Below are 15,163 nucleotides of genomic sequence, written 5' to 3' on the forward strand. Positions count from 1 at the left end.
TGGGACGGATGCCGGGGCCCCGGCATCCGCTCAGTCGCGCCGCGGGACGCGGACGTCGAGCCAGGCGAGGAGGTCGGCGCGTACCTCCGCCTGGGCGCTCTCGTTGAAGATCTCGTGGCGGGCGTCGGGGTAGACGAGGGTCGTCACGTCGGTCAGTCCCGAGCGGTTGCGGTACGCGTCGGCCAGCCGATGCACGCTCCGCGGGCCGCCGACCGGATCGTCGCGCCCGACGAGGAGCAGGACGGGAAGCGCGACGCCGAGGCCCCGCGGCGGGAGGCCGAGCAGCCGGATCGTGTCGACGGGGCCGAACAGCCGCACCAGGGGGACGGTCGTGGTGAGCGGGTCGTCGAGGAAGGCCTGGCCCACCGTGGCATCCGCCGACAGCCACTCCACTCCGGTCGCTCCCGCCCCCGCCCAGCGCCGATTGAGCGGTGCGGCGTTGAGCGCGCCCGGCCAGAGGAGGGACGAGCCCGACAGGACCAGCGCGTCGTAGGCTCCGGGCTCTGCGGCGACCATCTTCTGCGCCAGGAACGAGCCCCATGAGTGGCCGAGGAGGACGAGCGGGAGTCCGGGGTTCTCGTCGCGGATGAGGCGGGTGAGCCGGCGGCACGCGGCGATCGTGGCGGGCAGACCGCCGCGGCCGAGTCGGCCGAGCCTCGCCGGGCCGCCGTGCTGACGGATGCCGGTGCGTCCGTGACCGCGATGGTCGTCGGCGTAGACGACGAATCCGGCGCCGGTGAGCGCGGCGATCAGGGCGGGATAGCGGCCGGCGTGCTCGCCGACGCCGTGGAGCAGCTGGACGACGCCGCGCGGAGTGCCCTCCGCCGGGTGGACGTCGTAGACGATCGCGATGCCGTGTGCATCGATGAACTCGGGCATCCCCGAAGTGTACGGGTCGACGCGGGGCGGTCCGCGACCGGGGACCGGCACGACGCACCGGCCCTCGGCGTTTAGCCAGACTAATGAGCTATGCTAACGAAACCGATGACTGCTGACACCGACTCCGACGACCTCGCCCGCGCGGCATCCGATTTCCGCATGGCGACCTTCCGCCTCGCCCGCCGGCTCCGCTCGGAGCGCGCGGTCGACTCCATGAGCGACGGCCAGTTCGCCGTCCTCGCGGCGCTGCGCACCCATGGGCCGCACACGCTCGGCGAGCTCGCCGACCGCGAGCGCGTCTCGTCGCCCTCGATGAACCGGACCGTGAACTGCCTCGAGGAGTCCGGCTACATCACCCGCACGCCCGACGAGACCGATCGGCGGAAGGTCAACATCGACCTGACCGACGCGGGCCGCGGCGTCGTCGCCGAGACCGTCCGGCGACGCGACTCGTGGCTCGAGGGCGTCCTGGCGGACCTCCCCGCCGCGCAGCGCCGCTCGCTCGCGCAGGCCGCCGACATCATGCGAGAGGTGGCCGGCCGGTGACCCGCACGCCTTCGTCCGCCGCGGACGCGCCGCGCCGGGCGTCCCGCCGCGGCCGCCCGACGATGTTCCGCTCCTTCTCCGTCTTCAACTACCGCGTCTGGTTCATCGGCGCCCTCGTCTCCAACGTCGGCGCATGGATGCAGGCGACCGCGCTCAGCTGGGTCGTGCTGACCCAGCTCACCGACAACGACGCCACGGCGATGGGCATCACGATGGCGCTGCAGTTCGCGCCGCCCCTCCTCCTCGTGGGCGTCACGGGCTGGGTCGCCGACCGCTTCGACCGGCGCAAGCTGCTGTTCGTCACGCAGGGCCTCCTCATGGTGCTGGGGCTCATCGTCGGCATCCTGCTGCTGCAGGGCGTCATGACGCTCCCCGTGATGTACGCCTTCGCGTTCGGCCTGGGCATGGTGGCCGCCTTCGACAACCCGGCGCGGCAGGCGTTCGTGTCCGACCTCGTGTCGCGCGAGAACGCCTCGAACGCGGTCGCGCTGAACGCGGCATCGTTCAACACCGCCCGGATGATCGGGCCCGCCGTCGCCGGCTTCGTCATCGTGGCGGTTGGGACGGGCTGGGTCTTCCTGCTCAACGCCGTCACCTTCCTCGCGATGCTCGTCTCGCTGACGCTCATCCGCGCCGGCGAGCTCGCCCCGCGTCCCAAGATGCGCAGCGCCGCACGGATGAGCGACGGTCTCCGCTACGTGGGACGCCGCCCCGACCTGCTCGTCACGTTCGTCATGGTGTTCCTGCTCGGCGCCTTCGGCATGAACTTCCCGATCCTCGCGTCCACCATGGCGATCGAGTTCGGGCAGGAGGCCGACGGCTACGGCGTCCTCAGCTCCATCCTCGCGATCGGCTCCCTCGCCGGCGCGCTGCTCGCCGCGCGCCGGGATCGTGCGCAGATGCGCATGGTCATCGGCGGCATCGGGCTGTTCGCGGTGGCATCCGCCGTCTCGGCCTTCATGCCGGTGTACGCGCTGTACGCCGTCGCGCTCGTCTTCGTCGGATTCGCCACCGTCACCACCCTCACGACGGCCAACGGCTACGTCCAGACCACGACCGACCCGGCGCTCCGCGGCCGGGTGCTGGCGCTGTACATGGCGATCCTCATGGGAGGGACGCCCGTCGGCGCACCGATCGTGGGCTGGGCGGCGGATGCCTTCGGTCCGCGCGCCGCGATCCTGTTCGGCTCCGTCGCGGCGCTCGTCGCCTTCGGAATCGGCTTCACCTGGCTGCTCGCGTCGGGGCGTCTGCACCGGACCGCCTCGCGGCGCTTCTCGCTCACGATCGACGAGACCCGCCCGATCTCGGTCGTCGCCCCCGAGGAGTTCAGCGACGAGGTCGCCAGCACGACGCCGATCCGCCTTCCCGGCGACAGGCTGCCGGTCGCCCCCGCCGACCCCCAGCCCGGTGACCGGGCGGCGCCAGACCGCTCGACGCGCTGACGCGCCCGCCTCCGGGTGCGCGTCCCGCGCCGGCGTCGCTGCGGGCCGGCACCCGCCGTGCCGACGACGCGAGCGTCGTCAAGGCCCTGCGGAACGGATGCCGCGCGCGTAGCGTGACGGCATGACCGATCGACACGAGGACACCCCGACCGACGACACCAACGCGGACAACCCGCTCGATGAGCAGGACAACCCGGTCGGCGGTGACGACACGACCGAGGAGCAGCTCGACGCCGACAACGCGGTCGAGGAGGACATGATCAAGACCCTCGACCCCGACGACACCCCGGTCTGATCGGGCGCTCGGCACTCCGGGGTCAGGCCTCGCGGGTGATCAGGACCTGCACGGCGAGTCGGCTCTTGAACGGGCCGGCGTAGACGCCGCGCAGCGGCGGGACGTCGTTGTAGTCGCGACCGCGGCCGACGGTCACGTGCCGGTCCCCGATCTCCACATCGTTCGTCGGATCGAAGCCGTGCCACGTGCCGGCGTACCACTCCACCCAGGCGTGCGATTCGCCGGCGACGGGGACCCCGACCTCGGGGTTGGGCTGCGGGTGCAGGTATCCCGAAACGTACCGGGCCGGGATACCGACCGAGCGCAGCGCACCCAGCGCGATGTGCGCCATGTCCTGGCAGACGCCCTTGCGCGAGCCCCACGCCTCGGCCGCCGTCGAGTGGACCTCGGTCGAGCCCGGCACGTACTCCACGGCCTGTCCGATCGCCGTCGTGATGGCGAGCGCCGCGTGCGACGGGTTCGCGTGCTGCGCCGCGATCGCCGCGGCCATGGCGGCGACCTCGGGATGCGGCTGCGTCCGCGCCGTCTGACCGAGCATCTCCACCGTGCCGATCGAGCGCTGCGCGTCGCGGGCGAGCGCGTCCCACGTGGTGTCGGGATGCATGAGCGGCCGCGCCCGCACCTCGACGAGCGAGCGCGCCGTGATCTCCAGCGCGGAGTGGGCGGCGAGCACGTCGAACGCCGCGACGCGGGTGCCGAAGTAGTCGACGTAGTAGTTGACGCCGGTCGACGGCTCGATGTCGAGCTGCGAGCTGAGCACGAACTGGCTGTCGCTGGTCGAGGGCAGCATCCGCGCCTCGTTGTACGACGCGCCCACCTTGCCGGGGTAGTCGAAGCCGGTCGTGTGCTCGATGCGAAGCCGTTTCATGAGGTCTCTCCGATCCAGCTCGGTTCGGTCTGGGTCGGGAAGAACCGTCCGCGGATCGCCTCGGATGCCTCCCGTGTCACCGACTGCACGCTCTGCATGTGCTCGGGCAGCTCCGCGAGGACCTCCTCGATCGGGCGGTACTCGAGGTCGGCGCGGATGCGGCCCAGCGCGCGCAGCACGGTGTTGGAGTGGCCGACCCGGTCGGCGACGGGGTCGACCGCGCTCATGCACCGCTCCGCGGTCGTGATCGAGTGGATGATCGACCGCGGGAAGAGCCGGTCCAGCAGCAGGAACTCCGCGGCGTTCTGGGAGCTCGGCATCCCCCGGTAGGTGCGCAGGTAGGCCTCGTAGGCGCCGCAGGAGCGCAGGATGGTCGTCCACGACGGTCCGGACGCCTCGGTGAGCGAGCGCGTCGCCAGCATCCGCGCCGTCATGTCGGTGCGTTCGATCGCACGGCCCAGCGTGAAGAACTGCCACGACTCGTCGTGGCTGGTGGAGTTGTCCGTGACGCCGACGGCGAGCGCGGCGCGCTCGCGCACCCACTGGAAGAACTCGTGGACCTTCTCGTCGTTGAGACGCCGCGGCATCCGCGAGGAGGTCGTGTTCAGGGTCTCCCACAGCTCCGTCGACACGATCTCGCGGGCACGACGGGCGTTCTCGCGTGCGGAGTGCAGGGAGTACGCGATGGACGACGGGTTGGTGCGGTCGACGGCGAGGTGGCGGAGCACCTCGGCGCGGCTGACGGGGGCGCCGCCGTCCTGCGGCGCGCTGCCCATGACGCCCATGAGCGAGCGGCAGGCGGTGTCCTCGTCGATCCACGGGTCCTCCAGCAGCAGCTGCAGGTGGACGTCGAGGATGCGCGCGGTGCCGTCGGAGCGCTCGATGTAACGGCCGATCCAGAACAGGCTCTCGGCGATGCGGCTCAGCATGCGGACTCCTCATCGGGGGAGACGGATGCCGAGCCTCGGATCTGCTGCTGCTGCTCCTGCTGCTCCTGGGTCGAGCCGCCGGCGTCCTGCGGGGAGTGCGGCGGCTCCTCCTGCGGGTCGTAGATGACCGGGATGGACGTCGTGACGGTGGCCTGCTCCGCGACGAGGCCGGCCAGGCTGCCGTCGCGGCTCTGCCCGTATTCGCCGGTGCCGGGGGCGTCGCCGCCGACGATCCAGGTGTCCTTCGACCCGCCGCCCTGACTGGAGTTCACGACGAGCTGCCCTTCCGGAAGGGCGACGCGGGTCAGTCCGCCGGGGAGCACCCACACCTCGTCGCCGTTGTTCACGGCGAACGGACGCAGGTCCGCGTGACGGGGGCGCATCCCGTCCTCCACGAGGGTCGGGATGGTGGAGAGCATGACGACGGGCTGCGCGATCCAGCCGCGCGGGTCGGCGAGCAGCTTGGCGCGGAGCGCGTCGAGTTCGGCGGGACTGGCATCCGGCCCGACGACGAGCCCCTTGCCGCCGGAGCCGTCGACGGGTTTCACGACCAGCTCGTCGAGGCGGTCGAGCACCTCTTCGAGCGCACCCGGGTCCTCGAGCCGCCAGGTGTCGACGTTCTTGAGGATCGGCTCCTCGGCGAGGTAGTAGCGGATGAGGTCGGGCACGTAGGTGTAGAGCAGCTTGTCGTCGGCGACGCCGTTGCCCACCGCGTTCGCGATCGTCACGTTGCCCAGCCGGGCCGCGAGCATGAGGCCGGGAGCGCCGAGCATGGAGTCGGCCCGGAACTGCAGCGGGTCGAGGAAGTCGTCGTCGACACGGCGGTAGATGACGTCGACGCGGCGCGGACCGCGCGTCGTCCGCATGAAGACGCGACCGCCCTGACACACGAGGTCGCGTCCCTCGACGAGCTCCACGCCCATGAGCCGCGCGAGCAGGGTGTGCTCGAAGTACGCCGAGTTGTACACGCCGGGGGTGAGCACGACGACGTTGGGGTCGTCCACGCCGGGCGGGGCCGACGCGCGCAGCGCCTGCAGCAGCTTGTGCGGGTAGTCGCCGACGGGCCGCACGCGCATCGAGACGAAGAGCTCGGGCAGCGTCTGCGCCATCACGCGGCGGTTGGAGATGACGTAGCTGACACCCGAGGGCACCCGCACGTTGTCCTCGAGGACCCGCATCTCGCCGTGCTCGTCGCGGATCAGGTCGATCCCGGCGACCTGGATGCGCACGCCGTTGGCGGGACGGATGCCGGCGGCCTGGCGGTAGAAGTACTGCGACGACGCGATGAGCTTCGCCGGGAGGACGCCGTCGCGCACGCAGTGCTGGTGCCCGTACGCGTCGTCGAGGAACGCCTCGAGCGCGCGCACCCGCTGCTGCACGCCCTTCTCGATGCGCGACCACTCGTCGTACGCGATGACCCGCGGGACGGCGTCGAGCGGGAACGGCCGCTCCTCACCCGCGAAATCGAAAGTGACGCCCTGGGCGAGGTACGAGCTGGCGAGCGACTCGGTGCGCCCGCGCAGCTCCTCCTGCGTCATCCGGGCGAGCGTCTGGTACAGCTCGCGGTACGACGACCGCGACTCGGCGGCGGCTCCGGCGTGCGCCGGGTCGCCGAACATCTCGTCGAACGCGGGGATCCCCGACGGGGTCTTCCGCGGCGCCAGGATCGAGCCGTATCCGTCGAAGAGATCGCCCATGCGATGAGCCTAGCCGGGGCGATATTGCCGCGGTGTTTCGGAGATCCCCCCACCGTCGGGCGTGCGGACGGATGCCGCGGTCAGCGTGCGAGGACGGCCCGGAGCTGCTCCACCGCCCAGTCGATCTCGGTGCCCCGGATCACGAGCGGAGGCGCCATGCGGATGGTCTGCCCGTGCGTGTCCTTGACGAGGACACCGCGGCGCAGCAGCTTCTCGGCGACCTCGCGGCCGGTGCCGACGGCCGGGTCGATGTCGACGCCGGCCCACAGTCCGGCGACGCGGATCGCGGTGACGCCGGACCCGACGAGCGCGTCGAGCTGCTCGCGCAGGTGCGCACCGAGTGCGGTGGCGCGCTGCTGGAACTCGCCTGTGGCGAGCAGCTCGACGACGGCGAGGCCGACGGCCGCGGCGAGCGGATTGCCGCCGAAGGTGGAGCCGTGCTCGCCCGGGGCGATGACGCCGAGCACCTCGGCGTCGCCCACGACGGCCGACAGCGGGACGATGCCGCCGCCGAGCGCCTTCCCGAGCAGGTACAGGTCGGGCACGACGTCCTCGCGGTCGCACGCGAAGGTGGTGCCGACGCGGCCGAGACCGGACTGGATCTCGTCGGCGATGAGGAGCACGTCGGCGGCGGTGCACGCGTCCCGGACGGCGCGCAGGTAGCCGTCCGGCGGGATCACGACGCCCGCCTCCCCCTGGATCGGCTCGATGAGGACCGCGGCGGTGTTCTCGTCGATCGCCGCCTCGATCGCGGCGGCATCCCCGTAGGGCACCAGGGTGAAGCCGGGTGCGAAGGGACCGAAGCCGTCGCGGGCCTGCGGGTCGTCGCTGAACCCGACGATCGTCGTGGTGCGGCCGTGGAAGTTGCCGGCGGCGACGATGATGTTGGCGGCATCCGTCGGCACGCCCTTCACCCGGTACGCCCACGCGCGGGCGACCTTGATGCCGGTCTCCACGGCCTCGGCGCCCGTGTTCATCGGCAGGACGAGGTCCTTGCCCGCGAGCTCGGCGAGCGCTGCGGCGAACGCGGCGAGCTTGTCGTTGTGGAACGCGCGGCTGGTGAGGGTGAGCCGGCCGAGCTGCGCGGTCGCGGCGGCCACCAGGGCGGGATGCCGGTGCCCGAAGTTCAGCGCCGAGTACGCCGACAGCAGGTCGAGGTACCGCCGCCCCTCGACGTCGGTCACCCAGGACCCCTCGCCTTCGGAGACGACGACCGGAAGCGGCGAGTAGTTGCGGGCGACGTGGGCGCCCTCGGCCGCGATGAGGTCGGGGGTCGTGACGGCCGCCGCGTCCGTCCGGATGTCGGTCATCGTCCGCCTCGCAGTTCCAGGGTGCAGCACTTGATGCCGCCGCCGCCGAGCAGCAGCTCGGACAGGTCGACCGGCACGGGGACGTAACCGCGCTCGCGCAGCTGCGCGGCGAACCCGGTCGCGCGGGGCGTCATGAAGACGTGCCTGCCGTCGCTCGCCGCGTTCAGGCCGAAGACGGCGCCGTCCTCATCGGAGACGTGGATCGCGTCGGGATATCGCTCGGCGAGGACCCGCTGCGACTCCGCGTCGAAGGCGGACGGGAGGTAGGCGATGCCTGCCCGCGGCGCGGCGCCGGCGCCCTCCACCGGGTCGAGCACCGTGATGGCGGTGTCGAGGTGGTAGAACCGCGGGTCGACCAGGCGCAGCGAGATGACCTCGCGCTCGAAGACGTCGGCGAGTTCGCGGTGGCTGTCGCCGACGGAGCGGAAGCCCGTCCCGGCGAGGATCGTGTCCCCGACCAGGAGGAAGTCCCCCTCGCCCTCCTGCACCTCGACGGGCTCGATGACCTCGAAGCCGTTCGCGGCGAACCAGTCCATGAACGGCCGCTCCTCGCCGCTGCGCTCGGGCATGCGGAAGCGGACGCCGAGAGCCCGGCCGTCGATGATGAAGCCGCCGTTCGCCGTGTACACCATGTCGGGAAGGCCGGGCACGGGATCGATCAGCTCCACCTCGTGGCCGAGGGAGACGTACGTGTCGTACAGCTCCTGCCACTGCGCGACGGCCTTGGCGGTGTCGGTCGGCGTGGTCGGCTCCATCCACGGGTTGATGCGGTAGCTGACCGTGAAGTGCTCGGGACGGCACATGAGGTACCGGCGATGCTGGGCGATGCGCTCGGGCACCGCGGCTGCGGCCGTCTGATCGATGGTCTCGTTCTGCGTGGACATCAGATTCGCTCCTCGTTCCAAGGGGCGGCGGACGCTGTCCAGAGGCCCGGCGGGGTGGGGAACCGACGACCCGGGCACGCCGGGACCCATCTTGCCAGAGGGATCCCCAATGCGACAGAAACCGGAGAACCGGTGCAAGGATGCCGGACATGGGTCGTCGCACGGGGGATCAGACGCGGACGCTCCTGCTGCGGGCAGGGATGCAGATGCTGCTCGAGCGCGGGGTCAGCGCGGGCGTGCAGCACGTGCGCCTGCAGGACGTGCTGCGCCGCACGGGGCTCACCAGCGGCGCCGCCTACCGGCTGTGGCCGGACCAGTCCGCGTACCACCGCGATCTGGCCGTCGCGATGATGCGGATGCGCGTCATCGGACCGACGGACACCATCGAGTCGATGATCGGCGACCTCGTCGAATCCGGCGCGTCGGCGGACGACGTGATCCAGGCCGCGGCCCTCGCGCACGTGCGGACGACCGCCCTGGACATGACCGATCCGACCGACCTGCTGGACGCCCAGTCGTCGGTCATCGCGCTGGCGCTGCGAACCACGGCGGACACGTGGCCGGAGCTGATCGACGCGAGCGCGGACCGGCACCGGGAGTCGGTCGACGCCTTCGCGGCCCTGTGCGAGCGGCTGATCGACGCCTACGGCATCCGGATGCGGGACGGGCTCACGGTCCGCGATTTCTCCGAGGCGCTGACGGCCCTCGCCGAGGGATTCGTCATCCGTGCGCGGACGAATCTCGAGCACCCGACGTACGAGCTGTCCGGCGGCGAGGACGGGATGCCGGAGGGCGAGTGGACCCTGCTGGGACTGGCGATCCGCGCGCTGGCCGGCGGTTTCACGCTGCCCCGCGAGGGCGACGACCCCTCAGCGTGACCCATCGCCGCGTGCGGCGGACGCTCCGGAGCCCGGGCTCACATGAAGATGCCCCGGAGCCGAGGCATCCTCGGATCCGGGGCGCCACTCCCCCCAGAGTGTCTTCTTGCGAGATCGTCGGCTCAGCCGAGCTGGAACGAGACGCCCGCGGGTGCGCTCCCCAGAAGCGCACATCTCATGGTCCTCAATTCCCGCGGGCGGCACCAGATAGATAATTTGTTTACCTTTCTCGGTCACCGCAGCTCCGGGGGCCGCCCCGTCGTGCGCGATCGGGATATGCGGTGCCGGGATCGGCTCAGATCACGGCCTCGCTCCACGCGTCGGGGTTGCCGAACCGGTGCGCGGTGATGCTGATCGCCTGCTCCCGCAGGAACGGCAGCAGCTCGATCCGTCCGGATTGCGTCACCTCGTCGGCGTAGACGGCGAGGTCCGGGTCGCCCTCGATCGCGCGCCCGAGCGACGTCCGGAGCGCCGCCGTGGACGCCGGGGGGCCCACCAGGCGCGCGCGGTCGCCGCGCACCGGACCGTCGGTGGACGGCGCGGCGCCCATGCGCGAGATCCACTCCTCGTCGGTCTCGACGAACACCGGCACCTCGAGGTCGCCGAGCGCCTGCCGGAGGGTCGCCGGCAGCCCGTCCGGCGCGCTCACCGTGAACGCGCCCTTGGCGCGCACGGCGGCGATGACGACCCGCACCAGCGCCTGGCGCTCGGCATCCGTCGTCGCACGGATCTCGACGGATGCCGGGCGGTACCGGAACAGGTTCCGTTCCACGCCGAGCTTGGACACGTCCGCGACCTTGCCGAAGGTGCGGTCCCACGCGACGGCATCCGACAGCGCCGCGCGGCGCAGCCACTCGAACGCGTCGAATCCCAGCGCCGGCTGCGCGGCCTCGATGATGTCCGTGATGGACGAGTCGAGTCCGCGCAGGTGCAGGGTCGACGACTGGCCGGCGCCCGCCGTCGGGCGCCACGAGCCGAGCCCGATGAGGTGGTTCGGTCCGCCCGCCTTCGCGCCGCCGCCGACGGACGAACGCTTCCACCCGCCGAAGGGCTGGCGCTGGACGACCGCGCCGGTGATGCCCCGGTTGACGTAGAGGTTGCCCGCGTCGACGCCGTCGAGCCACTGTGCGAGATCGCCGGGATCCTGCGTGTACAGGCCCGCCGTCAGTCCGTAGGCGACGGCATTCTGCAGCTCGATGGCGTGGCTCAGGGATCGAGCGTGCATGACGCCGAGCACGGGACCGAAGAACTCCTCGAGGTGCGTCCGCGAGCCGGGACGGACGCCGGTCCGGATGCCGGGCGTCCACATGCGACCCGGGTACGCGGGATCGTCCAGCTCGCGCGGCTCGACCAGCCACCGCTCGTCGCCTTCGAGCGTCGTCAGCGCCCACTCGAGCTTGCCGGCGGGCGGCTCGACGAGCGGACCGACCTCGGTGAGCGGGTCGTCCGGCCGCCCCACCCGCAGCGAGGTCGCGGCATCCACCAGCTGACGCGAGAAGCGCTGCGACCGCGCGACGGGACCGACGAGGATGACGAGCGACGCCGCCGAGCACTTCTGGCCGGCATGTCCGAATGCGGAGCGCACGACGTCGGATGCGGCGAGATCGAGGTCGGCCGAGGGCATCACGATCATCGCGTTCTTGCCGCTGGTCTCGGCCTGCATCGGCAGGTCCGGCCGCCACGACCGGAACAGCGCCGCCGTCTCGAAGGAGCCGGTGAGGATCACCCGGTCCACGTCGGGGTGCGTGATCAGCTGGCGCCCGAGGCCGCCCTCGTCGATGTCGACCAGGGCGAGGACGTCCCGGTCGATGCCGGACTGGTCGAGCGCCTCCCAGATCGCCTCCGTGACGACGGCCGCGCAGCGACGTGCCTGCGGCGCGGGCTTGAAGACGACACCCGACCCCGCGGCGAGGGCGGCGAGCGCACCGCCTGCCGGGATCGCGACGGGGAAGTTCCACGGCGGCGTCACGACGGTGACCTTCGACGGGACGAAGACGGCGCCGCTGACGCTGTCGAGCTCCCGCGCCGTCGCCGCGTAGTAGCGCGCGAAGTCGACGGCCTCACTGACCTCGACGTCCGCCTCCGCCAGCGCCTTGCCCGTCTCGGAGGCCGCCACCTCGATCAGCGCGCCACGGCGCTGCTCCAGGGCGCGGGCGGCGTTCAGGAGGACGGCGGCACGGTCGGCCGCGGGCAGCGACCCCCAGGCATCCGACGCGGTCCGGACGCGCGTCACGACGGACTCGAGCTGCGCCTCCTCCGAGACCCGGGCGGCGGCGAGGGTCGCGTCGCCCGCGGTCGATGCCGGCACTCGGGCGAGGATGTCACGGGCCCAGGCCCGGTTGACCGGCAGCGCCGGGTCGGTGTCGGCGGTGTTGCGGAAGCCGGGCGCTCCGGCCGCGGTCACGGTCTCCCGCGACGAGAAGACCGCGGTCTCGATGAAGGCCTCGCCGCCGAACAGCTCGGGTCGCCCCTCGGTGAGCGCGGGCTGGGTCTCATCACCGTCGAACGGATCGTCCCCGCGGGCGCGGTCGTCGGCGGCGCGCGCGATGCCGAGGACCGCCTCGGTGAGCCCGCCCTCCGGTTCCGGGGCCGCCCCGGCGCGGGTGAGGCGGCCAGCGTCGGCGACGTCGGCCGTGCGGTCCTGGCGGCGGCGCGGCCCGACGGGCAGCGCCCGGTCGGCGGCGCGGCGGACCGACGCGGTGAACCGGTCGCGCTCCCGGACGAACACGGCCCGGTCGAAGGCCAGGTCGAACGCCGCGGAGAGGAAGTTCTCGTTGGACGCGTTCTCTTCGAGCCGCCGCACGAGGTAGCTGATGGCGACGTCGAACTCGTCGGGGCGCACGACGGGCACGTAGAGCAGGACGTGCCCGACCTCGCGGGCGACCGCCTGCATCTGTCCCTGCGCCATGCCGAGGAGCATCTCCACCTCGACGTCGGCCTGCACGCCCCGCTCCCCCGCGAGCAGCCAGGCGTAGGCGATCGAGAACAGGTTGTGGCCCGCGACGCCGATGCGGACCGCGGCGGTGTTCTCGGGCCGCAGCGCCTCGTCGAGGCAGCGGAGGTAGTTGGCATCGGTGTCGAGCTTCGACGTGTACGGCGCCGGGGTCCAGTCGTGCATGGCGGCGTCGACGTGCTCCATCGCGAGGTTCGCACCCTTGACCAGGCGCACCTTGATGCGCGCACCGCCCGCGGCGACGCGGTCCCGCGCCCAGGCGGTGAGGGTCCGCAGCGACGGCAGGGCGTCCGGCAGGTACGCCTGCAGCACGATGCCGGCTTCGAGGTCCCGCAGCCGGGGGTCGTCGAGCACCCGCATGAAGACCGCCATCGTCAGATCGAGGTCGCGGTACTCCTCCATGTCGAGGTTGAGGAACGTGCCGTCCTCGGCCGCCGACAGGTACAGGGGCCGCAGCCGCTCGACGACACGGTCGACGATCTCGTCGAACGCCCACATCGACAGGTGACTCGCGATGGCGGAGACCTTCACCGACACGTAGTCGACGTCGTCACGGCGGACGAGCTCGTGGATGCCGTCCAGCCGCCGCAGGGCCTCGGACTCGCCGAGCACCGCCTCGCCCAGCAGGTTGAGGTTCAGGCGGGCACCCGATTCCCGGAGCGCCTGCAGCGCCGGACCGAGCTTGTCGGGCCGCGCGTCGACGATGAGGTGGCCGACCATCTCACGGAGCACCCGGCGGGCGATCGGCACGACGGGAGTCGGCAGCACCGGGGCGACGGCGCCGCCGGCACGGACGGCGGCGCGCAGGTACCAGGGCAGGAACGCGGGCGCGAGCGGTGCCACGCGCTGCAGGTTGGCGGCCGCCGCGGTGAGGGACTCGGGCCGCATGACGCCGTCCACGAAGCCGAGGGTGAACGGCAGGCCGTTCGGGTCCTTCAGCACCCCCGCGAGACGCTCGGCCGCAGGGTCGACGGTGACCTCGGCGGATTCGGCGACCCAGCGCTCCGCGAGGGCGATGGCCCGCTCGGCGAGGTCGGTGGAGGGCGCTTGTGGCGCAGCGATGCGGTCCGACATGAGCCACAGCCTAAGCGCGCGTCGCCGCTCCCGGGTCGGACACGCTCAGGGCCAGATGCTGGGAGCTTCGGCGCGCGTCGACGGCAGGGCGGAGGATGCCGCCCAGTCCGTGATCCACTGCGGCAGCGGCGCCAGGGTGTCGGGTCGGTGGAGGGCCTCGAACAGCTCCTCCATCGGCACGATGCCACCGCCGCGGCGCAGGAAACGGACCCGCAGGATCATCTCGGCGTAGACCTCGCCGTCTACGACCGCGCGGTGCATCTGGTAGACCGCCTTGTCGTCATGGCCGATGATGCGCGTCTCGACCACGAAGCGCTGCCACAGCTGCAGCGACTTGCGGAACGTCACGGTCTCGCTCGCGACCACGCCGTACCAGCCGCGCTCGTTCATCGCCTGCCACAGGCCCGTGCGGGTGAGCAGGTCGAACCGGCCGAGATCGAACAGCGAGGCGTACCGGCCGTTGTTCATATGGCCGAGCAGATCGATGTCCGTCGGCAGGGTGCGCAGCCGGATCCGGCCCACCGCGTCGGGGGCGACCGGGCCGCGGCGACGCAGCATCACGCGGGCGCGCATCAGGGTCAGCAGGGTCCGCCACCACACGTTCACGAGGGGCGAGCCTAGTGCCGCGCCCCACCATGGCGGACAATCCGTTGTGGGGTCGCCACAGTTCTCCGGCGGCAGGTGCCGCGGCATCCGTACCGATTTCACGATCCGCGGAGGCGGGCTTAGAGTCTGGCCATGGAACCCGAACTCCAGACCGACATCGTCGTCCGTCCGGTTCGCGATGTGGACGCCGAAGCGCTCGGTCGTGTCCACGCCACGTGCTGGCACGAGACCTACGATCACCTGATCAGCAAGGCCGCGCTCGAGCGGGTGTCGGCCCGGCGTCTCGCCGAGCTGTGGACCCACTGGGCGCAGCAGGGTCCCGAGTTCACCATGGTCGCCGCGATGGCCGGCGGCGAGATCATCGGCTTCGCCGGCTCCGGTCCCGCCCGCGACCGCGACGCCCCGCGGATGCGCGAGCTGTACTTCATCTACCTGCTCGACGCCTGGCACGGCACCGGCACCGGCCAGCGGCTGTTCGACGCGGTCGTCCCGGACGGCCAGGAGCTGTACCTGTGGGTGGCGGAGGACAACCCCCGCGCCCACCGCTTCTACACGCGCAACGGGTTCACCCTCGACGGAGCGGCGCACACCGAGCCTTTCCTCGGCGAGACGCTCACCGAAGTCCGTTTCGTGCGCTGACGCACGGGCGGTCCGAGACCGACGGCGCTGCATCCCGACTCGGATGCGGCGCCGTCGCATTGTCCGGCGGCGCCGCCGGTGCATTGTCCGGGGGCGCCAATGCGCGGCCGGCCCTGCCCTGCCCGGTCGGCCGGCCCTGCGCGCCCGGCCGGCCCTGCGCGAC

General features: G+C 72.1%; 13 protein-coding genes. 5 read left to right on the forward strand and 8 right to left on the reverse strand.

Annotation, left to right across the window (positions count from 1 at the left end):
• Positions 1–30: 30 nt before the first annotated feature.
• Entirely contained in the window at positions 31–879 is an 849-nt protein-coding gene (locus AB3M83_RS13120) for an alpha/beta hydrolase (RefSeq protein WP_412948870.1), read from the reverse strand.
• Between the two features lie 105 nt (positions 880–984).
• Here AB3M83_RS13120 and AB3M83_RS13125 point away from each other — a divergent pair, with 105 nt between their 5' ends.
• The 3 genes from AB3M83_RS13125 to AB3M83_RS13135 all read left to right on the forward strand — a co-directional run bounded on the left by AB3M83_RS13125 (position 985) and on the right by AB3M83_RS13135 (position 3,162).
• Entirely contained in the window at positions 985–1,425 is a 441-nt protein-coding gene (locus AB3M83_RS13125; protein ID WP_412948872.1) for a MarR family winged helix-turn-helix transcriptional regulator, read from the forward strand.
• A gap of 62 nt (positions 1,426–1,487) precedes the next feature.
• On the forward strand, positions 1,488–2,867 hold the full coding sequence (locus tag AB3M83_RS13130; protein ID WP_412948891.1) for an MFS transporter: 1,380 nt from the start codon (positions 1,488–1,490) through the stop codon (positions 2,865–2,867).
• Positions 2,868–2,988: 121 nt separating this feature from the next.
• The gene (locus AB3M83_RS13135; RefSeq protein WP_412948874.1) at positions 2,989–3,162 is read left to right on the forward strand and encodes a hypothetical protein; all 174 of its coding nucleotides are present in this window, start codon (positions 2,989–2,991) and stop codon (positions 3,160–3,162) included.
• Positions 3,163–3,184: 22 nt separating this feature from the next.
• On the opposite strand, the gene AB3M83_RS13140 is transcribed toward AB3M83_RS13135, so the two are convergent.
• The 5 genes from AB3M83_RS13140 to ddaH all read right to left on the reverse strand — a co-directional run bounded on the left by AB3M83_RS13140 (position 3,185) and on the right by ddaH (position 8,850).
• Positions 3,185–4,030, reverse strand: a complete 846-nt coding sequence (locus AB3M83_RS13140) for a transglutaminase family protein (protein ID WP_412948876.1) — start codon at positions 4,028–4,030, stop codon at positions 3,185–3,187.
• Positions 4,027–4,959, reverse strand: coding sequence for an alpha-E domain-containing protein (locus AB3M83_RS13145; RefSeq protein ID WP_412948878.1), 933 nt, complete (start codon positions 4,957–4,959; stop codon positions 4,027–4,029). The genes AB3M83_RS13140 and AB3M83_RS13145 overlap by 4 nt, the downstream gene beginning before the upstream one ends.
• Positions 4,953–6,656 (reverse strand): circularly permuted type 2 ATP-grasp protein, encoded by a 1,704-nt coding sequence (locus tag AB3M83_RS13150; protein WP_412948880.1) that lies wholly within the window; start codon positions 6,654–6,656, stop codon positions 4,953–4,955. The genes AB3M83_RS13145 and AB3M83_RS13150 overlap by 7 nt, the downstream gene beginning before the upstream one ends.
• Before the next feature lie 80 nt (positions 6,657–6,736).
• Positions 6,737–7,966: an ornithine--oxo-acid transaminase gene (gene rocD, locus AB3M83_RS13155; RefSeq protein ID WP_412948882.1), complete on the reverse strand. Its 1,230-nt coding sequence runs from the start codon at positions 7,964–7,966 to the stop codon at positions 6,737–6,739.
• Positions 7,963–8,850, reverse strand: coding sequence for a dimethylargininase (gene ddaH, locus AB3M83_RS13160; RefSeq protein ID WP_412948884.1), 888 nt, complete (start codon positions 8,848–8,850; stop codon positions 7,963–7,965). Before ddaH ends, rocD begins: the two co-directional genes overlap by 4 nt.
• Before the next feature lie 149 nt (positions 8,851–8,999).
• On the opposite strand from ddaH, the gene AB3M83_RS13165 reads away from it, so the two are divergent.
• Positions 9,000–9,728, forward strand: coding sequence for a hypothetical protein (locus tag AB3M83_RS13165; RefSeq protein WP_412948886.1), 729 nt, complete (start codon positions 9,000–9,002; stop codon positions 9,726–9,728).
• Between the two features lie 295 nt (positions 9,729–10,023).
• On the opposite strand, the gene AB3M83_RS13170 is transcribed toward AB3M83_RS13165, so the two are convergent.
• A complete protein-coding gene (locus AB3M83_RS13170) occupies positions 10,024–13,755 on the reverse strand; it encodes a proline dehydrogenase family protein (protein ID WP_412948887.1) in 3,732 nt (1,243 codons plus the stop codon).
• 45 nt (positions 13,756–13,800) lie between these two features.
• Positions 13,801–14,361, reverse strand: coding sequence for an acyl-CoA thioesterase (locus AB3M83_RS13175; protein ID WP_412948888.1), 561 nt, complete (start codon positions 14,359–14,361; stop codon positions 13,801–13,803).
• A gap of 132 nt (positions 14,362–14,493) precedes the next feature.
• On the opposite strand from AB3M83_RS13175, the gene AB3M83_RS13180 reads away from it, so the two are divergent.
• Positions 14,494–15,000 carry a GNAT family N-acetyltransferase gene (locus tag AB3M83_RS13180; RefSeq protein ID WP_412948889.1) on the forward strand — a complete coding sequence of 169 codons (507 nt, stop codon included), beginning with the start codon at positions 14,494–14,496 and terminating at the stop codon, positions 14,998–15,000.
• Positions 15,001–15,163 lie beyond the last annotated feature (163 nt).

This window comes from Microbacterium pasadenense (assembly GCF_047246565.1).
Classification (GTDB): Bacteria; Actinomycetota; Actinomycetes; order Actinomycetales; family Microbacteriaceae; genus Microbacterium.